This is a genomic window from Pseudomonas benzopyrenica, from assembly GCF_036884265.1.
GTDB classification, from domain to species: domain Bacteria; phylum Pseudomonadota; class Gammaproteobacteria; order Pseudomonadales; family Pseudomonadaceae; genus Chryseomonas; species Chryseomonas benzopyrenica.
The window spans coordinates 2,122,309-2,140,383 of sequence record NZ_CP145723.1; the positions used below are offsets into that span (position 1 = coordinate 2,122,309).

Here is an 18,075-nt window from a genome sequence, read left to right on the forward strand (position 1 = left end):
GTGGCCATCGCCTTTCGGGACGTGGCCGCCGCAGCGGTAGCAGGTGCCGGGGTACTTGTTCCTCACGACGCCACCTCCACCGACCAGCGCCGACCGGGCCGGCGCATCATCGGGGAGCGGATCGGGGTGTCGATCAGCCGGGTCTCCGGCGGCAGGCCCAGGGCCTCGGGCAGCGACTGCCTGGCGCGCAGCAGCAGGGTGTGGCGCGCTTCGGCCTCGGCGACCTGGTCGGCGGTGATGGCGGAGGAGGGGGAGGCGGTCATGACATCGACCTCCCTATCTGCGCGGCGGCGAGGACGATCGCGCGCCGGGTCGCGGTAAGTACGCAGCCCCGAACCGCGCATGAGGTGGTGCTGCTCGCGGAACGGCTTGGATTCCCATCTGCGGGAAACCAGACCTGAACAACTCTGCCGATCGATCTGGCTTTGCTGGGCCGCCGAACTTCAATTCCCAGCTTTACCGCCAGCCGCAGAGCGTCACCATCGTCATCCAGGGGATTCCACCAATGGCCGGTGTCAGCAGTGCCCACCCACGCGGAGAAGACGCCGTGCTGGTCATAGGGCGGTGCCAGACCGGCAGCTTTGGCCGCTGGCTCCAAGATCTTCCGCTCGCTGCTCATGCTGCAGCACTCCCAAACACTCGGCCGCGATACAGCGTGTCGGCCTGATTCATGAACAGCAGCCACTCGCGGCTGCTGATGAGGAGCTGGTCGCTGGCCAGCTCGATCTTGGCGTCCGCCCGGGCCTTCACGATGGAAGGCTCGATAGCGGTATCAATGGCGTTGATCTCGCGGCGGATCGATTCACGGGCGCGCTCGGCGCGTTCGATGTGGTCCATCAGGCGGCATCCTTTCTGCGTTGGTATTCGATCCAGCCGCGCTCGTCTTCCTCGTCGACCAGATGTTTGGTGTAGGCGCGGTCGGCGTGCGGCTCGCACAGGCCGGCGGCGATGGCCAGCACTTCGGCCCGACCGCCCATGACGGCAAACAGGTGGCCGTCTGCAGGGTCGCCGCGGCTGTTCAGCACCGCGCCGAGTAGCAGGGCCTCGCGGTCTGCCTGGAAGTGGTTGTCGGCTTCGCGCTTGGCGTCGAAGGCGAGCAGCAGGGCCATGTAGAAGTCGAGCGGTTCAACAGCGGTGGCGCCGTCGATCTTCACCGGGTGGCCGGCGAGCAGATCCTCGGCCGCCTCGTCGAGCCATTGCTCGACCCATGCGGTCTTGGTCATGGTTGGGGTCTCGATGGGCGCCGGACGGCGCGGGGGGAATGGGTGATGCAGTGCCAGCACCTGTTGGCGTTGCTAGCTGGCGCGACGTCCCGTCTTCTGCATCGGGGTGTGATCTGTGCGGAAGGCAAGCCCCGCTTGACGCCTCAGAAGTGCGCCCCCTCAAGCCACGCTCCGGTGATTGCTCACTGCCTGGTCGTGGTCTCGCTTTCTTCCCGAGGTTGCGAACCCTCGTGTCTCGGCTAGGTGCCAGCGCCTTAATGTCTGCTGGCGGTTCAGATGACACCCCGATGCAGCCTGGCGAACCAGGCGATCGGTATTGCTGGCCTCCGTTTTAGGCCACGGTGGGCTGGGCGCTTGTTGCTCTCCACCACGCGCATCGCCCGGGTCGTCCCTCTGGTCATCGCGCCTGCTGGGCGGTGGATGACTGGCTTGCGTGGATTCGCTCGGCAGGGTGGATTGCCGAGGCCAGTTCCAGAGCTGGCATGGATGACGGTTTAGCTTGGTCGCCACCGGCCGGGGCCGGTACGTCATGGGGTCACGTCGAATTGTCGTAAAGAGCAGGGGCGGTTGAGCTGCCCAGCCAGTGGTTGCTGGCGATGGGTGAACATTACGCAATGTAATTCATTCGGTCAATACGTCGTGTAATAAAAATGCTTGTGACATGAAAAAGCCCGCACTTGGCGGGCTTCTATTAGGGTTTCAGGCTACCCATTCAGCTCCGGATTCTCCCACGCGAACTCCACGTCATCCCCTCGGCATGTCACCTGGACGATGTCCACCTCTCGCATCTCGTCCAGCACGCGCTCCCAGTCGTCCTCGCAGTCTGTGTCTAAGCGCCTGACAGTGCATCGCTGTTCGAGCTGGGCATGGGGCTCGGCGATATGGGCATTGATCCGGCGTGACAGGCGCTCATAGCTGGTGGTCATGGACTGGGCGGCGATTGCAGGGGTATTGCGACGGGACATCGGACATCTCCTCTCTGTGATACTGTTCAAATATACAGTATGCGACAGGAGGCGAAGCGGCTAGGTTCCGGGCATGAAAAAGCCCGCGCGGGGCGGGCTTACTAAAGCTTGTCACCTACTTGGTCGCATCGAGAACCTGTCGGATACCTGCCATGTCAGCTTTGCTCACGACCTGTTCGTCATTGCACACCTTGTACTCTGCCACTTTAGCCGATGCCAACTTCTCAAGCGTTTCCCGTGATGGGCGATACACGAAACGCTCGACGGTCGCCCCACCAGCCATGCTGTGGTCGTATTTGGCTTCCAAGCTTTCCTCACGATTGCCGTCCAGTAGCCAGGCGTCAGAGTTACAGTCTAGGTATCGCCACTCGTTACTCCATGTGAGGATCTCCATCACGTAGGTCGGTGTGCGATCGTCTTTCCCGTAGTAGGCCGCTAGGGAGACTGTGTAGCCATCCTTCTTCGGCAGTGCGCTGTAGCTGACGGACCTCACGCCAGTGAACCGGTCCGTTTTGTCTTGGATAGAAGCCGCGCTGGCCGCTCCGACAGAAAACGCGAAGATTGCAGCCGCTGCGAGTACCCTCATCGTACCTACCTCCATGGCATAGAAGCCCTCAGTCTAGCCGTTCGATCCGACCTGGGCCCAGAACGTGACGGGCTGTGCAGATAGCGGAGTGGGCGGTAGATACAGAAAGCCCGGCGCGGTGCCGGGCTTTACTAGCGGTTGACTGGTATCACCGGAGGCCTTGAATCTTCTTTACGCCCGTCCTCGCGCCCCATCTGATAGGACGATTGGACTGTCTGTGCAACGCTCTGATTAGATTGATGAAGCGCAAAATATCCACCGACCACAATCGCCGCCACGGCCAGCAGCTGCACGCCCACCGCAGCCCAGTAATTTGATTTCACTGTGGCAGCAGACTCTGCAGCCTTGGTTGCCCTGGCTGCGATGTCTTCCATCTGCTTGTCACGTTCTACCTGAGCAGCATAGAACCCAGAGAACCGTGCATCCAAGGCCTTATCGCGCTCGGCTTGAGCAGCGATAAAACCGGCCAGCCGTTCATCTAGGGCTTTATCGCGGGCAGCCTGCTCCTGCCTGGCATTCTCATGACGCAGGTCCAATTCGCGCCGCAGTTGTTCGTCGCGAAGTGAAAGCTCGTGGCGGTAATCATCGTTGGCCATAAGGGAAGTATCCGTTTTCCGTAAGGGCGTGTCAGCCATAGTTTCGCGACTGTTGGGTTTAGGTCGAACAAAGCTACTAGTGCAACGCTCTAGCTGGGCCTGGATGTCTTCAGGCCTACGATAGTTGCTAGTCACTCCCTTTCTCTCCGGCGGAAGGCGTGTCTGGAGTGGGGTTTTCGTCGAGCCAATCCTTGATGACTCGAGCCGCATGCTGCCTTATAAAGCCACAGTTTTCGCATTGTACGCCGCAGACAGGCAAATGCTCTTCGACGCCCCCATCAAGCGCTGGTATCGCTAGCTGAACGCAGACGTTTGATTCTGAATTTCCAATCAGGACCCACTTATCATGAGAACAGGACGGGCACTTGGAACTGCTGGATTTCGCCATCAAAAATCTGATGAAGTCGTCCATGCTGATTGGGTTCAGAAGGACAGTTTCTCGACCGGATGCCACTCTGTAGCTCCTCCAATAGGTTCGGTTAACCGCTACTGCACGATCTTGCTCGGCGCCACGATGAAAGGCACCGGGTGGATGTATTCAATGTCGGCCAGGGCCAGGGTCCGCCGGCCAAAAGCGTCGTTGATCGACATCACGCTGATCTCCTCCTCATTGGCGTAGAGGAGCTCCTTGACCATGCTCTCGCCCTCGCCATCGAAGCCCTTGAGCTTGATGTGCACGTACTCGCCTGGGATCAGCTGGGAGTTCGGCTCGCACACTGCCACCCAGCCGGAGCGGATCGCAGGGGACATCGAGTCGCCGCGGAGGCGCAGCGCGTAGGCGTCCTTGTCCTTGGTCGGGATGTCGACGTGGCCATCACTGGGCGAGAGCGCCGTCCAGTAGCCTTCAGCGCCGAGCTGGGCCGTTCCCGCGATCTTCACTGACCGGAACGGGGTAGTGAGCGTGGGGCCAGGGTCTGCGTTGGAGTCGCTCCCCATCTGCAGCTCTGGCAAGCCCACAGCGGTGAGAATGCGATTGATCGTCGCCAGGTCCGGTTCGCGTCGTCCACTTAGCCAATGCGCGATAGCGCCCTGAGTTACGCCAAGCGTTTCCGCCAGCTTCTCCTGGGTGAGCTTCTGCTCTTTCATCCTGGCCTTAGCCAGCTCGTTCCATTTCTTCATGGTCGCAACATTACGCTGCGTATTTACCTCTACCAGCGACATGGCGTAATAATCCCTTGCGATCAAAAATTACCAAACGTAATATCTCCGCATCCAACCGGAGAAACCCCCATGACGACCCTGAAGCAAATCCGCGAGAAGGCAGGGATTACCCAGCTAGCTCTCGCAAAGGAGGTCGGCCTCACTCAGGGCGCTATCGCGCACTACGAGATAGGCCGCCGAACCCCTGGCCTCAGTGCTTGCCGGCGAATCGTCGCCGCGCTGAATGCACTGGGCGCTGAGTGCAACCTGGCCGACGTGTTCCCCGAACCGGGCCACGAAGACCAAGCCCCGGCTGCCTGACCATGAACACAACCGCATTGAGCCCTACCAGGGATGACATAGCACGGGAGATCGAAACCCTGATCTTGCAGCGCGTTCCGCGCGTAAGTCAGAAGCAGATCGCCCTGGAAGTCGGTTGCAGTGAATCGACGGTTTCTCGATGGAATGAGGACGAGTACCAGCGCTGGGCGAAGGTGCTCGCGCTATTGGGCCTGCGTGTCGTTCCAGATAGTGCGGTGGTGGTGACGGCCGAGTACCTCTCGGCGCTCGAAACCATGGCACGCATCGGCCTCAAGGCTGAGAAGAAGCGCCCAGGACCCCTGGGCTGGGATTGAGTCATGACCGCAGTTCTGGTCAACGATGATGAATGGGCCCTGTTCGCTGGCGAGCCGGCGGAGCTGCTGAAGCTCTACGTGGCCCTGAAGCGCCGCATGGACTTCGCATCTGGCATTGCCGGGCTCCAGACCAAGATCAACGAGATCGTCTTGCGCGAAGGCTTCACTGTCGACCCCATTCCTGGGCGGCCGGCACCGAAGACCATCACGCGGGAGCAGTACCGATCCGCCGTGCGCCGCATGGAGAAGATCGGTGCGGTAAAGGTCATCGGGCCCCTGGTGTTCGAGTTTCCCCATGCCCGGACGGATCAGTCCGCCCAAAAGAGCTACAACCGAGCTACAACCGAGCTACAACCAGGGCAACAACCGAACAACAACCAGCCAGAACCCAGCAATGGCGCGGGTTCTAGCAAGGAAGAGGGCGGAGCTGCAACCGGGTTATTTTTTGAGCAACCCGCTAGCAGCAACCTACTTCCGGAGTCCGGTAATACACCACCACCATCACCGCGTGCGTGCGCAACCGACTCCCGCACCAGGTTCGCCATGACGGCGGACTGGGAGCCGAACCCGCAGACCTTCAAGGCCACGCTGACGATGAACGCCATGGCCGGCGTGCAGATCCATCCCGACCAGCTCCTCGAGTTCCGGTCGTTCTGGATCGCCAACCCTGATGAACACAGAACCCAAGCCCGCTGGGAGCACGCGCTCGCCCAGCATCTGAAACGGGAGCACCGCCATGCACAAGCCGACCCCGGAAGAACACAAGCCCAAGCCGGTGCTCATGCTGGTCGACAACGCAGCCTCTCTGCTGTCGACCGGGTCCGCCAAGGCATCGCCGACCGAAAAGCCCGAGAAGCTGCGGCAGGAGCTGCTGGACAAGCTCTGGATGAAGATGGCGGAGATGTACGGCCACCGCTGGACGTCGAGTTTTGGCGAGAAAGCTGACCAGGACAGCGTCTGGGCGACCGTGCTGCACGACGTGAGCGGCCGCCAGATCGCCAACGGGCTGACCCTGCTGGTCGAGAAGGGCGACGAGTTCGACTGGCCGCCGCCGGCGAACGTCTTCCGCCAGCTGTGCCTGTATGTGCCCGGTCTGCCCACCGAGGAGGAAGCCTGGGACCAGGCGCTGCGCGGCGAGTACAAGCACGACGCTGTCCGCGTCGCCGCCAAGCAGACAGGTACCTACGACCTGCGCACAGCGCGGCCAGACAACAACACCCTGCGCAAGACCTTTGCGCGGAACTACTCGATCGTCCGGGCCCGTGCCGTCATGGGCAAGCCGCTTGAGGACACGATCCCCCTGGGCATCGAGCACGAGCACAAGTCGCCGATGCAGGTGCAGTTCGCCCACAGCCATCAGCAGGCCCGGGACCTGATGCAAGCCCAGGGCATTCCCAACGACCCCAAGCAAGCCCGCGCCATGCTGCTGGCCAAGATGGGCATCCGGAGAGACAACCATGCGTGACTTCAAGCCAGAGGACCTGGCCCTGGTGACCGGCTGCCGCGTGTCGCCCCATCTGATCGGCTCCACCGTCGAACTGTGGCTCCGCGCCGAGCCGGGCGAGGACTTCATCGGTCCGGACGGGAAGTGGTGGGTCAGCAAGGGCCAAGGCGCTGCCTGGGTGGTAGTCGTCAACAGCAATGGCGGCTGGGACTTCGTGGAAGAGCGCCACCTGATGCCGCTGCGCGGCGACTGCGCCCCGGCGCGCCAGGCTGCCAAGGAGCAGGACCATGCGTGAGTTCGCCGCGGTGGAGTTTGTGGTGCCGGGCAAGCCCCAAGGGAAGGGCAGGCCTCGGATCGGCCGCATCGGCAATAACGCCCGGATGTTCACGCCCAAAGAGACGGTCGCCTACGAAGGGCTCATCTCGCACGCAGCGCAGCTGGCGATGGAAGGGCGGGAAATGCTGCAGGGCCCGGTGCTGCTGGAGATGCACATGTGCCACCCGGTGCCCGCCAGCTGGTCGCGGAAGAAGCAGGCCCAGGCCCTGGCCGGTGAGGTGATGCCGACCGTGAAGGTCGACGCTGACAACTGCATCAAGGCGGTCTGCGATGCCCTCAATGGGGTCGCGTGGCGCGACGACGTGCAGGTCGTAAACCTGGTGCTGAGCAAGCGGTATGCGGCGACGCCTTGTGTCCGCGTCCGAATCGTCCCCCTGATGACGGAGGCAGCATGAGCACCGAGCATGACTTTTCGCTGTACATACAGCTCATCGCAGAACGTCGGTTCGAGGAGCTCGCGGTCCGCGGAGTGACTATGAGCGGCGGCCCAACAGAGGCCCTGAAAGGCTGGCTTCGTGCGCCGTTGACCGGCATGCGCGCTCACTACTTCAAGCAGGTCCGGGCCGACATGATTGGCCCGGACGGTCATGGCCGGCTTCGCTTGTGGGAAGCGATGTGCGGTGTGGAAGCGGTCACCTCGGACCGAGTGCCGATGTTCGAGCCCGGTAACTGGCCGCAATGCCAGCGCTGCCAGCAGAAGCTCCGGAGGAAGCGTCCATGACCGAACGGATCAGCGTCAACTCCAGCGCCAAGCTATCGGAGGCCGTTTCCCGCCTGACGAAGCTCTGGCGCGACAGCCACTACGTGGTGGTCTCGCTGCGGGTGGGCAAAGATCGCACCCTGGACCAGAACGCTCTCTGGTTCTCCCTGTACCAGCGCATCGCCGAGATGACTCAGATCGGTGAGGTCGAGGACGCCAGGCGCTTCTGCAAGCTGCACCACGGTGTCCCGATCATGCGTCGCGACGATCCCGACTTTAGGGACGGCTGGAACAGGATCTTCCTGAACCTGACCTACGAGGAAAAGCTGACGCTGATGGGGGAATGCTCCCTGTTCGGACCGGATGGCTTCCCGGTCACTCGCCTGTTCAACCGCGCCCAAGGCGTCCAGTACACCGACCGGGTGCTCGATGACTTCCGCGCGAAGGGCGTGTTCTTCGACGACCTGCTCAAGGACAAAGCAGCTTGATGCCAATGGCAGGGACGCCTGCAGTTGTCTGCGCCGCCAGGTGGCCGCGCAAGTCGCAATCCAGATTTCCGAGGTATCCCCGATGCGCCTGAGTTCAGCCCGAGAAGAGTGGCACAAAGCGTTCTACCGCCCGGGCGATGGCACCAATCGCCATTGCGAGTCCCTCGCCCTGGTCGGGCAGTTCCAGGACACCGAGCGCGTGCGCGGCGTTGCCGGCCTGGTGAACGAGACTATCGGCGCCCACGTCCGCAACGTGGTCGATCGCCTGCCGGCGGACCTGTTCGCCTTCGGCAACCACATGTACCACCCGGAGAATAACGACCTCTGGCGCGAGGCGGCCGAGGAGTTCGTTTTCCAACTGGCCTACCAGCGCGGCGCCCGGATGTACGACAAGAAGTACCGCAAGGCCGAGTTTGTGGCCATGGCCGTTCTCTATCGGTACCGGCGCCAGCACCAGGGCGGACAGAGCGCGGCGCCGGATCCGCTGCCGACGCCGGAGCGGTTCAGGGACTACCTGGATTACACCTATGGGGTGGAGCTCGATAGGCGCAACTGGGACAGGGAATGGGGGGGCTTCGTCCAGGCCTGTTTCGATGCGTGCAACGACCTTGATCAGCTGGCGCTGAGGCCTGTCGCGACACTGCTGAGAGAGATGAAAAGCGCCGCTTGACAGAAATGTGCCACATATCGCACTATTTTCTCACGTTGCGAAGTTGCACCCAAATCCTAGAAACCCGGCTCCGGCCGGGTTTTTTATGCGCGCTGTTTCGCCTCAATGCGCGATTTCCGCGGACCAGTCGCCTGATCCGCGAGCTGGTTGCACATGCGCGCCGCAATATCTCCCATCGAACAGATATCGAGGAGCGCAAGCAGCGGGCCTTCGAATGTGGCTGTGTTGTGAGTTATGGCGTCACGAACGGTCAGGACCCGATCATCTAGGTCCTTGCGGCTGCGCCTGAGGCTCACCTCAAAATTAGATGGGAAAAACGCCTGGGCATAGGAGAGCAGACTTAGCCGTTGTATTTCGTTGCGCATCGCTCTGTCCCTTCTCCATTGAGGAGTTAGTCTGCCTGCGATAGGTACGCTTCGATCAAGCGTAAGCGAATTGAAATGCACGCGACGATGCGCAAACCTTCAGACCACCGGTGATAGTGGCCACTGAACGGTGCAGCCATCGACCCTTCCCATGCAGGGCACATATCGCAAACATGGGAGACGATGATGTCTGATATTCGAAGACCTAGAATTGATGCAGGGGCGGCGCCTGAAGACCTCCCGCCTACGCTGGAGGAAACTCAGGCGAGGAACGCTCAGATCCGTTTGACGAAAATTGCAAAGCTTCGTCAACAAGCGCTTTCCGACCGTTCGAAGGCAGCCGATAGGAACGAGAAAGTGGATCCCTAACAATAAGGACCATCGGTAATAGTGGCCACTGAACGAGCGGGTGCTTTCCACTTCCAACCTTATGAGGCCATCCCCGGCCTCAATGTGAGGTGGTAAATGATCACTACGTCCAGAGTCTTCCAACGCTTCAGTTCGCCGATTGCCCCGGCCATGATAGCGAGATCGCTATTTGGAGTTGACGCGGCTATCGCAGGTTCTCGTTTCGCTCAGGCTACTGAGCCTGACACGATCGAACCCCTGGACCCTGATCAGGCCGACCCAGAAAATCAGCCTGATTCTGATTCGGACGTTCCGGAAGATCCGGTGACGGGCGATATCGACGATCAAGAGCCAGCGCCCCGCTAGCTCTGTTGCAAACCAATCAAAGCCCGGCCACTGCGCCGGGTTTTTTCGTTTCTGGAGTACGCAAATGGACCCATCTGACCTGGGCGGTGGAAACCCGGTCGGGTGGTTCACGGCCGGAGGAATTGGCCTGGCCTGGGGCCTTACCTGGCTCCGCAAATTCTTTTCGAGCACGAACGCCGCTGTCGCCAACGACCGCGCCGAGAAGGACATGCTCGAGCGCCTCACCGACGAGAACAAGACGCTTCGGACGGACTTGGAGACGGTGACGAAGGAGCGCAACGAGATGTACCGGACGGTGGGAGAGCTCACCGGCACCATGAAGGCGATGAAGTCGCAGCTCGACCTGCAGGAAGCCCAGATCAGCCAATTGACCAGCGAGGTCTCGCAGCTACGGCAGGCCTTGCAGAGGACCGGTTATGAACGGCGAAACCCTGAAGCGAGCTAAAGCCTGGTGGCGCCGCTACGAGCTATGGGCGCTTGCTGCGCTGCTGGTGCTCAGTGGCGCCACAGTCGGCTACCAGGCCGCCATGTACAACGCCCACCGCATCATGCTCGTCGAGCTGGCGGCCATTCGTGCTGCCTACGACCAGGCCCTGGGCAAGAAAGATCAGCGCCTCGAAACGCTGGCCAGCCAGACCGGCAAGGCCGCGCAGGTCGCCGCCGATGCAGCGAAGCAGGCCAGTGAGGCCGCAAGCAAGGCCGCAGAGGCCGCGGTGACCCCGATCCCCGATACACCCTAACCAGTAGCGGCCCGAGCTGTGCATTCCGGCGCCCACAACCCCCGGAGTGCAAGCACCATGACCGACGCCGTAGGCGCTGCCAGCGCGAAGCTCGCGCAAGCCATCGCTGATGTCCAGACCGCAGGCAAGGGCCTGATAGAGGCAGCGCTCGCCGCGGCCCAGCCCGTGACCCCTGACCCGGTACCGGAGCCGACGCCTGATCCGGCGCCAGTGCCACCCGCCGCCAGCCTGCCGCTGACCACCGAGGTCATCAACGCCTACGACAAGTCGCTGATGCTGCCCATGAGCGAGCTCATCGTCGCCGACCGGGTCGTGGTGCAGCTCGCAACCGGCCAGGCGGTGAACGTGCTGGGGGTCGTCGAGGTTCAGCCGCTGGCAAACCGTGACCCCATGTTGCTGCTGGCAATCGACCAGACCATCGCCAACCCGGGCAAGGTGGTAGGCAAGCCCGCCACTGTCCGCGAGCGCTACGCCAAGCCCGCGCCAACCCTAGCGCCGCAACCGGTACCGGAGACGCCCGTTGTGGTGACCCCGGCAGATCCGAAGCCGGACCCGGTCGCTGGTCCTGCGGTGCTGCGCAACATCCCGTTCCTCGGTATCAACCTGGCCGCGCACTCGAATGCCAACCAGGTGCTGCCAGGCGAGGCGGGGACCCACTTCAAATGGCCGAGCCGCGCAGATGTCCGCCTCTACGTGCGTGACCTGGGCGTCCGGCTGATCCGTTTCCCCTATGCGCTCCAGCGCGCCACGCTGATCGACTCGACCGGCCTGCCGGTGAAGGGTGGCCAGCTTGATCCGACTTTCGTCGCCAAGATGAAGACCGTGCTCGGCTGGATTCGTGAGGACTCGAACGGCGAGGCGCTGGTCATCTTCGACCCGCACCACTACTGGCGTATCTACCGCAACCAGACCGCGCTGGTGGATGGTGTGCGCAAGCAGACCGGCGCGCTGCTGCCGGCCGGTGAGGCAGCCGGGCAGGGCGGTCGCTGGAAGCGCCAAGAGCAGGTGCTGATCGACGACGCCAACGGCTGGGGCGCGGCTGATCTCGGCGACCACATCGCCTCGATGGCGGCGACGTTCGATGAGGCGATGATCCTGGGCTACGGCCTAGGCAATGAGCCCTACGCATCGGGCGGCGCCCTGGACAGCCTCACGGTCACGGCGATGGAAGCCAAGGTGGTCGCCGATGTGAACATCATGCTGCCGATCATCCGCAAGGTGACGAGCAAGCTGGTGTTCATCTGTGGCAACCAGTGGGCCTCCGCTCGCAACTGGGCAGCCGTCAGCGGCTCGTTCGCTGCTGGCATCAAGGACCCGGCGAACAACTGGATCCCGGAGGTTCACGGCTACGGCGATCTCGACGGCGGTTCGAGCGGCAGATACTCCAGCGGCAACCTCAACGCCTTCCCGGCCGAGCAGGTCGCCCAGGTGTTCCGCCCGGCCTACAGCCACTTCGCCGCCAAGGGCCTGCGCGCCTTCGTCGGTGAGACCGGCATCCCGCCCACCGACTCTGGTCGTGCGGCACTGGCCCGGGCGCTGAATGAGGCCAAGGCCAACGGCGTCCCGGTCACCCTGTGGATCGCTGGCGGCGATGGCGCAATGGGCGGCGAGAAGATGAACCTGGACGACGCTGTCCATGCTGCGACCCGCGACCTGATCAAGGCCCGCGCCGGTGAACGCATGGCCGAGTGGAAGGCGCCCAGGTCGTAACGCACCACCAGGAGCCCCCATGGATCGTCCTCAGCCACCCGCCGCGCACTGGCCGGAGATTGTCCCGGCGCCCGAGCTGCGGGAATGGGCCATGGACACCTTTGTCCGTGAGGGTGGGAGGCTGCGCAACGAGGACCACATCCACCTGCTCGATGCCGACATCGGTTTCCTCTGGGCCAGGACAGGCTTCGTCAAGGCGAGCCGCCTGGTGCTGGGCCAGGCCGAGCAGGTCGCGTTCCGGGCCGGCGGCTGGCAGAAGGCGAGGGCAGAGCAACAGATGGTGGAGTGGTTCGGGGACATCCCGGACTTCCTCATCACCCTGGCCGCCGACTACTGCGCCGAGTGCAGCGACACCGAGTTCTGCGCCCTGGTCGAGCACGAGCTCTACCACATCGCCCAGGAGCTGGATGGCTTCGGTGCTCCAGCATTCACCCGGGACGGTATGCCCAAGCTCAAGCTGCGCGGCCATGACGTCGAGGAGTTCGTCGGCGTGGTGCGTCGCTATGGCGCCAGCCCGGACGTGCAGCGCCTGGTGGAAGCCGCGAACAGCCGCCCCGAGGTGGAGAAAATCAACATTGTGAGGGCCTGCGGAACCTGTCTGCTCAAGTCGGCTTGACCTCTGACAGACCCTTGACGGAAGTAGAACCATGGCCACCCTGAGCAACGATGTGAAAGCCTTCATCGTTCAGGCCCTGGCCTGTTTCGACACGCCCTCCCAGGTGGCAGCAGCCGTCAAAGAGGAATTCGGGATCGAGGTCAGCCGCCAGCAGTGCGAAAGCCACGACCCCACGAAGTACGCCGGGCGGGACCTGGCCAAGCGCTGGAGAGTCCTGTTCGAGGACACCAGGAAGCGCTTCCGCGAGGAGACCGCCGACATCCCGATCGCCAACCGGGCGCACCGTCTCCGCACCCTGGGTCGCATGGCCGAGAAGGCCGAGGGGATGCGCAACCTGGCGCTGACTGCTCAGCTGCTGGAGCAGGCCGCCAAGGAAGTGGGCGATGTCTACGTCAACCGTCAGACCAAGGCCGAGATGCCGCACGACGATCTGCCGCCGACCCGCGTGCAGGTCGAGGTGGTGGACGCGAGGGTCCGCGATGCCGACGCTTAACGTGCCCCAGGCGCAGTTCCTGCAGCTGCCCAACAAGTTCCGAGGGTTCGTGGCGGGGTTCGGTTCGGGCAAGACCTGGGTGGGCTGCGCCGCACTGTGCAAGCACGTCTGGGAGTGGCCCCGGATCAACTCCGGCTACTTCGCCCCGACCTATCCGCAGATCCGGGACATCTTTTTCCCGACCATCGAGGAGGTCGCTTTCGACTGGGGCCTCAAGGTCCGGACGAAGGAGAGCGACAAGGAGGTCGAGTTCTACAGCGGCGGCCAGTACCGCAGCACCACGATCTGCCGATCCATGGAGAAGCCCCAGACCATCGTCGGCTTCAAGGTGGGCCACGCCCTGGTGGACGAGCTGGACGTGCTGCCCGCGGCCAAGGCCCAGCAGGCCTGGCGCAAGATCATCGCGCGCATGCGCTACAAGGTGGACGGACTCAAGAACGGGGTGGACGTCACCACGACCCCCGAGGGCTTCAAGTTCGTCTATCAGCAGTTCGTCAAGCAGCTGCGCGAGAAGCCGGCGATGGCCGGCATGTACGGGCTGGTGCAGGCCAGCACGTTCGACAACGAACTCAACCTGCCGGACGACTACATCCCCTCGCTGATGGAGTCCTACCCCGAGCAGCTGATCATGGCCTACCTCGATGGCCAGTTCGTGAACCTGACCTCAGGCACGATCTACACCGCCTACGACCGCAAGCTCAACGGCAGCCAGGAGACCATCCAGGCCGGGGAGCCGCTGTTCGTGGGGATGGACTTCAACGTCGGCAAGATGTCGGCCATCGTCCACGTCAAGCGCCTAGGCCTGCCGCACGCGGTCGACGAGATCATCAACGGCTACGACACGCCGGACATGATCCAGAAGATCAAGGAGCGGTACTGGCTCTACACCGGGACCGAGTACCGCAACACCCGCCAGATCCGGATCTACCCGGACGCCAGCGGCGACTCGCGCAAGTCGGTGCGCGCCAGCGAAACGGACATCTCCCTGCTCAAGCAGGCCGGGTTCATCGTGGTAGCGCCAGGCGCTAACCCCCCGGTCAAGGACCGCATCAACGCCATGAACGCCATGTTCCGCAACGCAGCGGGCGAGCGGCGCTATCGCGTGAACGCGGACCGGTGCCCGACCTATGCCGACGACCTGGAGCAGCAGGTCTGGGCCGAGAACGGCGAGCCCGACAAGAAGCAGGGCAACGACCACCGGCCCGATGCCGGCGGCTACTTCATCCACAAGGAATACCCGATCACCAGGTACTCCCTCGCAGGCGTCGCATAATGGGTTTCAAACAGTTCCTCTCCGACAAGCTGGTCAATCTCGTGGCCAACCTGGGCACCGAGCGGGACAAGGCTGCACATTCCGGCTACGCGCTGCCGATCCTGACGGACGAGCAGATGCTGGCGGCCTACCGCGGCAGCTGGCTGCCCAGGAAGATCGTCGACATCCCCGCGCTCGACGCCTGCCGGCGCTGGCGCGGGTGGCAAGCCTCCAAGGAGCAGATCCAGGCCATCGAAGCCGAGGAGAAGCGCCTGGCCCTGGTGGCGCGCATCCGTACCGCCATGATCCGGGGGCGCCTGTTCGGTGGCGCCGCGGTGTTCATCGGCACCGGTGACCGCGACACGTCGACCGAGCTACGGCCGGATCGCATCGGCAAGGGCGGGGTGAAATACCTCACCGTGATGAGCCGGCGCCAGCTGCAGGCCACCGAGATCGAGCGGGACGTGATGTCGCCGCTCTACGGCAAGCCCAAGGCCTACCGGCTGGCTGGCTCCCAAGTCGCCATCCACCCCTCGCGGCTGGTGGTCTTCCAGGGCGCCGAGCACGCCGACCCCGAGCTGGTGCAGGGCGAGGCCTTCGGCTGGAGCGACTCGGTGCTCACCGCGATCATGGAGGCGATCAAGCAGAGCGACGGCACGATGGCCAACGTGGCCAGCCTGGTGTTCGAGTCGAAGGTCGACATCATCAAGATTCCGGACCTGATGCAGAGCCTGCAGGACCCACGCTATGAGCAGCAGCTGCTGGAGCGCCTGCGCCTGGCGGCAATGGCGAAGGGTATCAATGGCTCCCTGATGCTGGATTCCATGGAGGACTATCAGTCCAAGACGGCCAACTTCAGCACGCTGCCCGACATCATGGACCGCTTCCTCCAGGCAGTGGCTGGCGCCGCTGACATCCCGGCTACCCGACTGCTGGGCCAATCGCCCGCCGGCATGAACGCCACCGGTGACAACGACCTCCGCAACTACTACGACCGGATCCAGGCTGGCCAGGAGCTGGATGCCCGGCCCGCGATGGCGGTGCTCGATGAGTGCCTGATTCGCTCCGCCCTCGGCAGCCGGCCCCCGGAGATCCACTACAACTGGAACAGCCTCTGGCAGCCCACAGCGACCGAGCGCGCCACAATCGGCAAGACCATCGCCGACACCCTCAAGGTGATCAAGGACACCAGCCTGTTCCCGGAGGCTGCGCTCTCCCAGGCCGCCGAGAACGTGCTGGTAGAGAACAGCGTCCTGCCCGGTCTGGAGGCAGCCATGGAGGAGTACGGCACAGCGCTGCCAGACGAGGAGGGCGGCGAGGGCAACGAGGAGTTACCACCTGGTGGTACCCAGCTGCAGGACGCCGCGCCGCGCCCGCTGTACGTGCAGCGCAAGGTGGTCAACACCGCCGAGCTGCTGGCCTGGGCCAAGGGCCAGGGCTTCGACGTCACGGTCCCTGCGGACGAGCTCCACGTCACGATCGCCTACAGCAAGCAGGCGGTGGACTGGATGAAGGTGGGCACTGCCTGGAGCGACGGCCCGGATGGTTCGATGACCGTCCCACCAGGTGGCGCGCGGCTGGTCGAGCCGCTGGGTGACGAGGGCGCCGTGGTGCTCCTGTTCAACAGCTCCGAACTCGCCTGGCGCCACATGGCCATTCGCGAGGCTGGCGGGTCCTGGGACTTCGAGGACTACCAGCCCCATATCACCATCACCTACCAGCCCGGCGCGGTAGACCTGGCCAAGGTCGAGCCGTACCGCGGCCGCATCGAGCTGGGCCCGGAAGTCTTCGAGCCCCTCGACGACACCCTCTGACTAGGCGGATCACGCCAAGGAAAACGCCATGCTGCTGCACGACTCTGTGTCGGTTTCGGCTGTCCGCCGAACCACTGACGGCTACCTCGTGGCCGAGGCCCGGGTAGCGCGCACTGGCATCCAGGACTACCTCGGCACCGAGGTGGGCAAGCCTGAGATGCCCATCGTTCGGCTGTACCGCCCGCCCGAGGCCGTGTTCGCCGAGGACGCCATGCGCTCCTACGCCTACCGCCCGATGACCAACGGCCACCACGGCGACGTCAACGCCGCCAACTGGAAGCAGCTCGCCGTGGGCCAGACCGGCGCCGAGGTGCTGCGCGATGGCGAATTCGTCCGCGTCCCGATGGTGGTCATGGACGCCGCGGCGATCCAGGACGTCGAGGACGGGCGCCGCGAGCTCTCCATGGGCCTGGAGGCCATCGTCGTCTTCGAGGACGGCCTTACCCCCGAGGGCGAGCCCTACGACGCCCGCGTGGAAAGCATGCGGATGAATCATCTGGCGCTCGTCGATCGGGCGCGAGGTGGCGAGCAACTACGGATCGGGGACCAGCGCAGCCCCGGGCCGAATACCCCTGCGCACCCCACTCACAACGGAGGCCATCCCATGGCTGATTCTATGCGCACGGTCTTGGTCGATGGCCTGTCCGTACTGACCACCGACCAAGGCGCCCAGGCGATCGAAAAGCTGACCAAGCAGCTGGCCGACGCAGGCTTCAACGTCAAGACGCTGACCGACGCCCATACCGCGGCTATCGCCGGCAAGGACCGCGAGCTGGCTGGCAAGGACAACGAGATCGAGAAGCTGAAGGGGCAACTGCTCACCGACGCCCAGATCGATGCTCGCGTCCTGGCGCGTGGCGACCTGATCGGCAAGGCCAAGTCCATCGCCGACGCTGACTACAGCGGCAAGAGCGACGACGAGATCCGCAAGGCTGCCGTGGTGGCCAAGCTGGGTGACGCCGCGGTGGCCGGCAAGAGCGCCGACTACATCACCGCCCGCTTCGACATCCTGGTCGAGGACTCCAGCGATCCGGTGCGCACGCACCTGAAGGCGCAGGACGGCCAGATCCAGAACCCCAACGACAACGGCCAGGCAGCCTACGAGACCCGCCTGACTGATGCCTGGAAAGGAGGTGCCCAGTAATGCCTGCCATTCAGACGAACTATTCCGAGAACATCCGCGCCAGCGTGCCGGGCCACATCCCGGACATGACGCCCGCCGACCTGGTGTCCCGCACTGTTCAGGACGCTGCCGGCCTGGGCTTCGGCCTGCCGGTATTCCAGGGCACCACTGACAAGTCGGTCCGCGCCTTCGCCGCCGGCGACACCGCGGCCAAGTTCGTGGGCGTCTCCGTCCTCGATCGCTCTGCTGGTGGCCCGAACGGGTACCTGCAGTACGAATCCGCGCGGATCCTGCTCACCGGTCCGATCAGCGTCACCGCGACCGTCGCAGTGGCGGCGGGTGACCCGGTCACCGTCAGCGCTGCCGGCTTCAGCAACACCGGTGGCATCACTGTTCCGAACGCACGCTGGGACACCAGCGGCGCGGCCGGCGCCGTCGCCAACATCTTCATCAAGTAAGGAGCGA

Annotated in this window: 26 protein-coding genes; 18 read left to right on the forward strand and 8 right to left on the reverse strand. The window is 63.7% G+C overall.

The genetic code is table 11. The features are described from left to right. Nucleotides 1-62: 62 nt before the first annotated feature. From V6W80_RS09915 to V6W80_RS09945, 7 genes are all read right to left on the reverse strand, one after another. A complete protein-coding gene (locus tag V6W80_RS09915) occupies nucleotides 63-263 on the reverse strand; it encodes a hypothetical protein (protein WP_338546831.1) in 201 nt (66 codons plus the stop codon). Between the two features lie 352 nt (nucleotides 264-615). After that, entirely contained in the window at nucleotides 616-837 is a 222-nt protein-coding gene (locus tag V6W80_RS09920; protein WP_338546832.1) for a hypothetical protein, read from the reverse strand. Beyond that, entirely contained in the window at nucleotides 837-1,223 is a 387-nt protein-coding gene (locus V6W80_RS09925; RefSeq protein ID WP_338546834.1) for a hypothetical protein, read from the reverse strand. The genes V6W80_RS09920 and V6W80_RS09925 overlap by 1 nt, the downstream gene beginning before the upstream one ends. A 704-nt stretch (nucleotides 1,224-1,927) precedes the next feature. Further along, a complete protein-coding gene (locus V6W80_RS09930; protein WP_338546836.1) occupies nucleotides 1,928-2,188 on the reverse strand; it encodes a DUF1654 domain-containing protein in 261 nt (86 codons plus the stop codon). Nucleotides 2,189-2,303: 115 nt separating this feature from the next. Further along, nucleotides 2,304-2,774 (reverse strand): hypothetical protein, encoded by a 471-nt coding sequence (locus V6W80_RS09935; protein ID WP_338546837.1) that lies wholly within the window; start codon nucleotides 2,772-2,774, stop codon nucleotides 2,304-2,306. A gap of 131 nt (nucleotides 2,775-2,905) precedes the next feature. Then, nucleotides 2,906-3,370, reverse strand: a complete 465-nt coding sequence (locus V6W80_RS09940; RefSeq protein WP_338546839.1) for a hypothetical protein — start codon at nucleotides 3,368-3,370, stop codon at nucleotides 2,906-2,908. Nucleotides 3,371-3,856: 486 nt separating this feature from the next. Continuing rightward, complete coding sequence (locus tag V6W80_RS09945; protein WP_338546841.1) at nucleotides 3,857-4,531, reverse strand: XRE family transcriptional regulator; 675 nt, start codon at nucleotides 4,529-4,531, stop codon at nucleotides 3,857-3,859. Nucleotides 4,532-4,600: 69 nt separating this feature from the next. Here V6W80_RS09945 and V6W80_RS09950 point away from each other — a divergent pair, with 69 nt between their 5' ends. The 9 genes from V6W80_RS09950 (at nucleotide 4,601) to V6W80_RS09990 (ending at nucleotide 8,783) form a co-directional block, all read left to right on the forward strand. Beyond that, nucleotides 4,601-4,831 (forward strand): helix-turn-helix transcriptional regulator, encoded by a 231-nt coding sequence (locus tag V6W80_RS09950; protein ID WP_312380515.1) that lies wholly within the window; start codon nucleotides 4,601-4,603, stop codon nucleotides 4,829-4,831. A 2-nt stretch (nucleotides 4,832-4,833) separates the two neighbouring features. Next, nucleotides 4,834-5,145: a CII family transcriptional regulator gene (locus V6W80_RS09955; RefSeq protein ID WP_108582068.1), complete on the forward strand. Its 312-nt coding sequence runs from the start codon at nucleotides 4,834-4,836 to the stop codon at nucleotides 5,143-5,145. 3 nt (nucleotides 5,146-5,148) lie between these two features. Continuing rightward, nucleotides 5,149-6,090 carry a DnaT-like ssDNA-binding domain-containing protein gene (locus V6W80_RS09960; protein ID WP_338546844.1) on the forward strand — a complete coding sequence of 314 codons (942 nt, stop codon included), beginning with the start codon at nucleotides 5,149-5,151 and terminating at the stop codon, nucleotides 6,088-6,090. Next, nucleotides 6,047-6,610, forward strand: coding sequence for a hypothetical protein (locus V6W80_RS09965; protein WP_338546845.1), 564 nt, complete (start codon nucleotides 6,047-6,049; stop codon nucleotides 6,608-6,610). The genes V6W80_RS09960 and V6W80_RS09965 overlap by 44 nt, the downstream gene beginning before the upstream one ends. Next, nucleotides 6,603-6,884 (forward strand): hypothetical protein, encoded by a 282-nt coding sequence (locus tag V6W80_RS09970; RefSeq protein ID WP_338546847.1) that lies wholly within the window; start codon nucleotides 6,603-6,605, stop codon nucleotides 6,882-6,884. Before V6W80_RS09965 ends, V6W80_RS09970 begins: the two co-directional genes overlap by 8 nt. Then, a complete protein-coding gene (locus tag V6W80_RS09975) occupies nucleotides 6,877-7,320 on the forward strand; it encodes a RusA family crossover junction endodeoxyribonuclease (RefSeq protein ID WP_338546849.1) in 444 nt (147 codons plus the stop codon). The genes V6W80_RS09970 and V6W80_RS09975 overlap by 8 nt, the downstream gene beginning before the upstream one ends. Then, nucleotides 7,317-7,646 (forward strand): hypothetical protein, encoded by a 330-nt coding sequence (locus tag V6W80_RS09980; protein ID WP_338546850.1) that lies wholly within the window; start codon nucleotides 7,317-7,319, stop codon nucleotides 7,644-7,646. The genes V6W80_RS09975 and V6W80_RS09980 overlap by 4 nt, the downstream gene beginning before the upstream one ends. Further along, nucleotides 7,643-8,113, forward strand: coding sequence for a hypothetical protein (locus V6W80_RS09985; RefSeq protein ID WP_338546851.1), 471 nt, complete (start codon nucleotides 7,643-7,645; stop codon nucleotides 8,111-8,113). The genes V6W80_RS09980 and V6W80_RS09985 overlap by 4 nt, the downstream gene beginning before the upstream one ends. 82 nt (nucleotides 8,114-8,195) lie before the next feature. After that, nucleotides 8,196-8,783 (forward strand): hypothetical protein, encoded by a 588-nt coding sequence (locus V6W80_RS09990; RefSeq protein ID WP_338546853.1) that lies wholly within the window; start codon nucleotides 8,196-8,198, stop codon nucleotides 8,781-8,783. 83 nt (nucleotides 8,784-8,866) lie between these two features. Here the strand turns inward: V6W80_RS09990 and V6W80_RS09995 are convergent, their stop codons facing one another. After that, nucleotides 8,867-9,148, reverse strand: coding sequence for a hypothetical protein (locus tag V6W80_RS09995; RefSeq protein ID WP_338546854.1), 282 nt, complete (start codon nucleotides 9,146-9,148; stop codon nucleotides 8,867-8,869). Between the two features lie 778 nt (nucleotides 9,149-9,926). Between V6W80_RS09995 and V6W80_RS10000 the strand changes: the two genes are divergently transcribed. Genes V6W80_RS10000 through V6W80_RS10040 form a run of 9 tightly spaced genes read left to right on the forward strand, consistent with a single transcriptional unit; the run spans nucleotide 9,927 to nucleotide 18,068 of the window. Beyond that, nucleotides 9,927-10,307, forward strand: a complete 381-nt coding sequence (locus V6W80_RS10000) for a hypothetical protein (RefSeq protein WP_145150857.1) — start codon at nucleotides 9,927-9,929, stop codon at nucleotides 10,305-10,307. Next, nucleotides 10,279-10,602, forward strand: a complete 324-nt coding sequence (locus V6W80_RS10005) for a hypothetical protein (RefSeq protein ID WP_338546857.1) — start codon at nucleotides 10,279-10,281, stop codon at nucleotides 10,600-10,602. Before V6W80_RS10000 ends, V6W80_RS10005 begins: the two co-directional genes overlap by 29 nt. Nucleotides 10,603-10,659: 57 nt before the next feature. Further along, nucleotides 10,660-12,312 (forward strand): cellulase family glycosylhydrolase, encoded by a 1,653-nt coding sequence (locus tag V6W80_RS10010; RefSeq protein WP_338546858.1) that lies wholly within the window; start codon nucleotides 10,660-10,662, stop codon nucleotides 12,310-12,312. A 19-nt stretch (nucleotides 12,313-12,331) separates the two neighbouring features. Beyond that, the gene (locus tag V6W80_RS10015; protein ID WP_338546859.1) at nucleotides 12,332-12,928 is read left to right on the forward strand and encodes a putative metallopeptidase; all 597 of its coding nucleotides are present in this window, start codon (nucleotides 12,332-12,334) and stop codon (nucleotides 12,926-12,928) included. A gap of 31 nt (nucleotides 12,929-12,959) precedes the next feature. After that, nucleotides 12,960-13,421, forward strand: a complete 462-nt coding sequence (locus V6W80_RS10020) for a DUF2280 domain-containing protein (RefSeq protein WP_338546861.1) — start codon at nucleotides 12,960-12,962, stop codon at nucleotides 13,419-13,421. Beyond that, entirely contained in the window at nucleotides 13,408-14,694 is a 1,287-nt protein-coding gene (locus tag V6W80_RS10025) for a terminase large subunit domain-containing protein (protein ID WP_338546863.1), read from the forward strand. Before V6W80_RS10020 ends, V6W80_RS10025 begins: the two co-directional genes overlap by 14 nt. After that, the gene (locus V6W80_RS10030; RefSeq protein WP_338546864.1) at nucleotides 14,694-16,487 is read left to right on the forward strand and encodes an anti-CBASS protein Acb1 family protein; all 1,794 of its coding nucleotides are present in this window, start codon (nucleotides 14,694-14,696) and stop codon (nucleotides 16,485-16,487) included. The genes V6W80_RS10025 and V6W80_RS10030 overlap by 1 nt, the downstream gene beginning before the upstream one ends. Before the next feature lie 28 nt (nucleotides 16,488-16,515). Continuing rightward, the gene (locus V6W80_RS10035; RefSeq protein ID WP_338546865.1) at nucleotides 16,516-17,631 is read left to right on the forward strand and encodes a DUF2213 domain-containing protein; all 1,116 of its coding nucleotides are present in this window, start codon (nucleotides 16,516-16,518) and stop codon (nucleotides 17,629-17,631) included. After that, nucleotides 17,631-18,068, forward strand: a complete 438-nt coding sequence (locus tag V6W80_RS10040; protein WP_338546867.1) for a structural cement protein Gp24 — start codon at nucleotides 17,631-17,633, stop codon at nucleotides 18,066-18,068. The genes V6W80_RS10035 and V6W80_RS10040 overlap by 1 nt, the downstream gene beginning before the upstream one ends. Nucleotides 18,069-18,075 lie beyond the last annotated feature (7 nt).

Coding starts and splice junctions, on each gene's coding strand:
- V6W80_RS09915 (WP_338546831.1), bottom strand. CDS start 263: ATGACCGCCTCCCCCTCCTCCGCCATCACCGCCGACCAGGTCGCCGAG.
- V6W80_RS09920 (WP_338546832.1), bottom strand. CDS start 837: ATGGACCACATCGAACGCGCCGAGCGCGCCCGTGAATCGATCCGCCGC.
- V6W80_RS09925 (WP_338546834.1), bottom strand. CDS start 1,223: ATGACCAAGACCGCATGGGTCGAGCAATGGCTCGACGAGGCGGCCGAG.
- V6W80_RS09930 (WP_338546836.1), bottom strand. CDS start 2,188: ATGTCCCGTCGCAATACCCCTGCAATCGCCGCCCAGTCCATGACCACC.
- V6W80_RS09935 (WP_338546837.1), bottom strand. CDS start 2,774: ATGAGGGTACTCGCAGCGGCTGCAATCTTCGCGTTTTCTGTCGGAGCG.
- V6W80_RS09940 (WP_338546839.1), bottom strand. CDS start 3,370: ATGGCCAACGATGATTACCGCCACGAGCTTTCACTTCGCGACGAACAA.
- V6W80_RS09945 (WP_338546841.1), bottom strand. CDS start 4,531: ATGTCGCTGGTAGAGGTAAATACGCAGCGTAATGTTGCGACCATGAAG.
- V6W80_RS09950 (WP_312380515.1), top strand. CDS start 4,601: ATGACGACCCTGAAGCAAATCCGCGAGAAGGCAGGGATTACCCAGCTA.
- V6W80_RS09955 (WP_108582068.1), top strand. CDS start 4,834: ATGAACACAACCGCATTGAGCCCTACCAGGGATGACATAGCACGGGAG.
- V6W80_RS09960 (WP_338546844.1), top strand. CDS start 5,149: ATGACCGCAGTTCTGGTCAACGATGATGAATGGGCCCTGTTCGCTGGC.
- V6W80_RS09965 (WP_338546845.1), top strand. CDS start 6,047: ATGTACGGCCACCGCTGGACGTCGAGTTTTGGCGAGAAAGCTGACCAG.
- V6W80_RS09970 (WP_338546847.1), top strand. CDS start 6,603: ATGCGTGACTTCAAGCCAGAGGACCTGGCCCTGGTGACCGGCTGCCGC.
- V6W80_RS09975 (WP_338546849.1), top strand. CDS start 6,877: ATGCGTGAGTTCGCCGCGGTGGAGTTTGTGGTGCCGGGCAAGCCCCAA.
- V6W80_RS09980 (WP_338546850.1), top strand. CDS start 7,317: ATGAGCACCGAGCATGACTTTTCGCTGTACATACAGCTCATCGCAGAA.
- V6W80_RS09985 (WP_338546851.1), top strand. CDS start 7,643: ATGACCGAACGGATCAGCGTCAACTCCAGCGCCAAGCTATCGGAGGCC.
- V6W80_RS09990 (WP_338546853.1), top strand. CDS start 8,196: ATGCGCCTGAGTTCAGCCCGAGAAGAGTGGCACAAAGCGTTCTACCGC.
- V6W80_RS09995 (WP_338546854.1), bottom strand. CDS start 9,148: ATGCGCAACGAAATACAACGGCTAAGTCTGCTCTCCTATGCCCAGGCG.
- V6W80_RS10000 (WP_145150857.1), top strand. CDS start 9,927: ATGGACCCATCTGACCTGGGCGGTGGAAACCCGGTCGGGTGGTTCACG.
- V6W80_RS10005 (WP_338546857.1), top strand. CDS start 10,279: ATGAACGGCGAAACCCTGAAGCGAGCTAAAGCCTGGTGGCGCCGCTAC.
- V6W80_RS10010 (WP_338546858.1), top strand. CDS start 10,660: ATGACCGACGCCGTAGGCGCTGCCAGCGCGAAGCTCGCGCAAGCCATC.
- V6W80_RS10015 (WP_338546859.1), top strand. CDS start 12,332: ATGGATCGTCCTCAGCCACCCGCCGCGCACTGGCCGGAGATTGTCCCG.
- V6W80_RS10020 (WP_338546861.1), top strand. CDS start 12,960: ATGGCCACCCTGAGCAACGATGTGAAAGCCTTCATCGTTCAGGCCCTG.
- V6W80_RS10025 (WP_338546863.1), top strand. CDS start 13,408: ATGCCGACGCTTAACGTGCCCCAGGCGCAGTTCCTGCAGCTGCCCAAC.
- V6W80_RS10030 (WP_338546864.1), top strand. CDS start 14,694: ATGGGTTTCAAACAGTTCCTCTCCGACAAGCTGGTCAATCTCGTGGCC.
- V6W80_RS10035 (WP_338546865.1), top strand. CDS start 16,516: ATGCTGCTGCACGACTCTGTGTCGGTTTCGGCTGTCCGCCGAACCACT.
- V6W80_RS10040 (WP_338546867.1), top strand. CDS start 17,631: ATGCCTGCCATTCAGACGAACTATTCCGAGAACATCCGCGCCAGCGTG.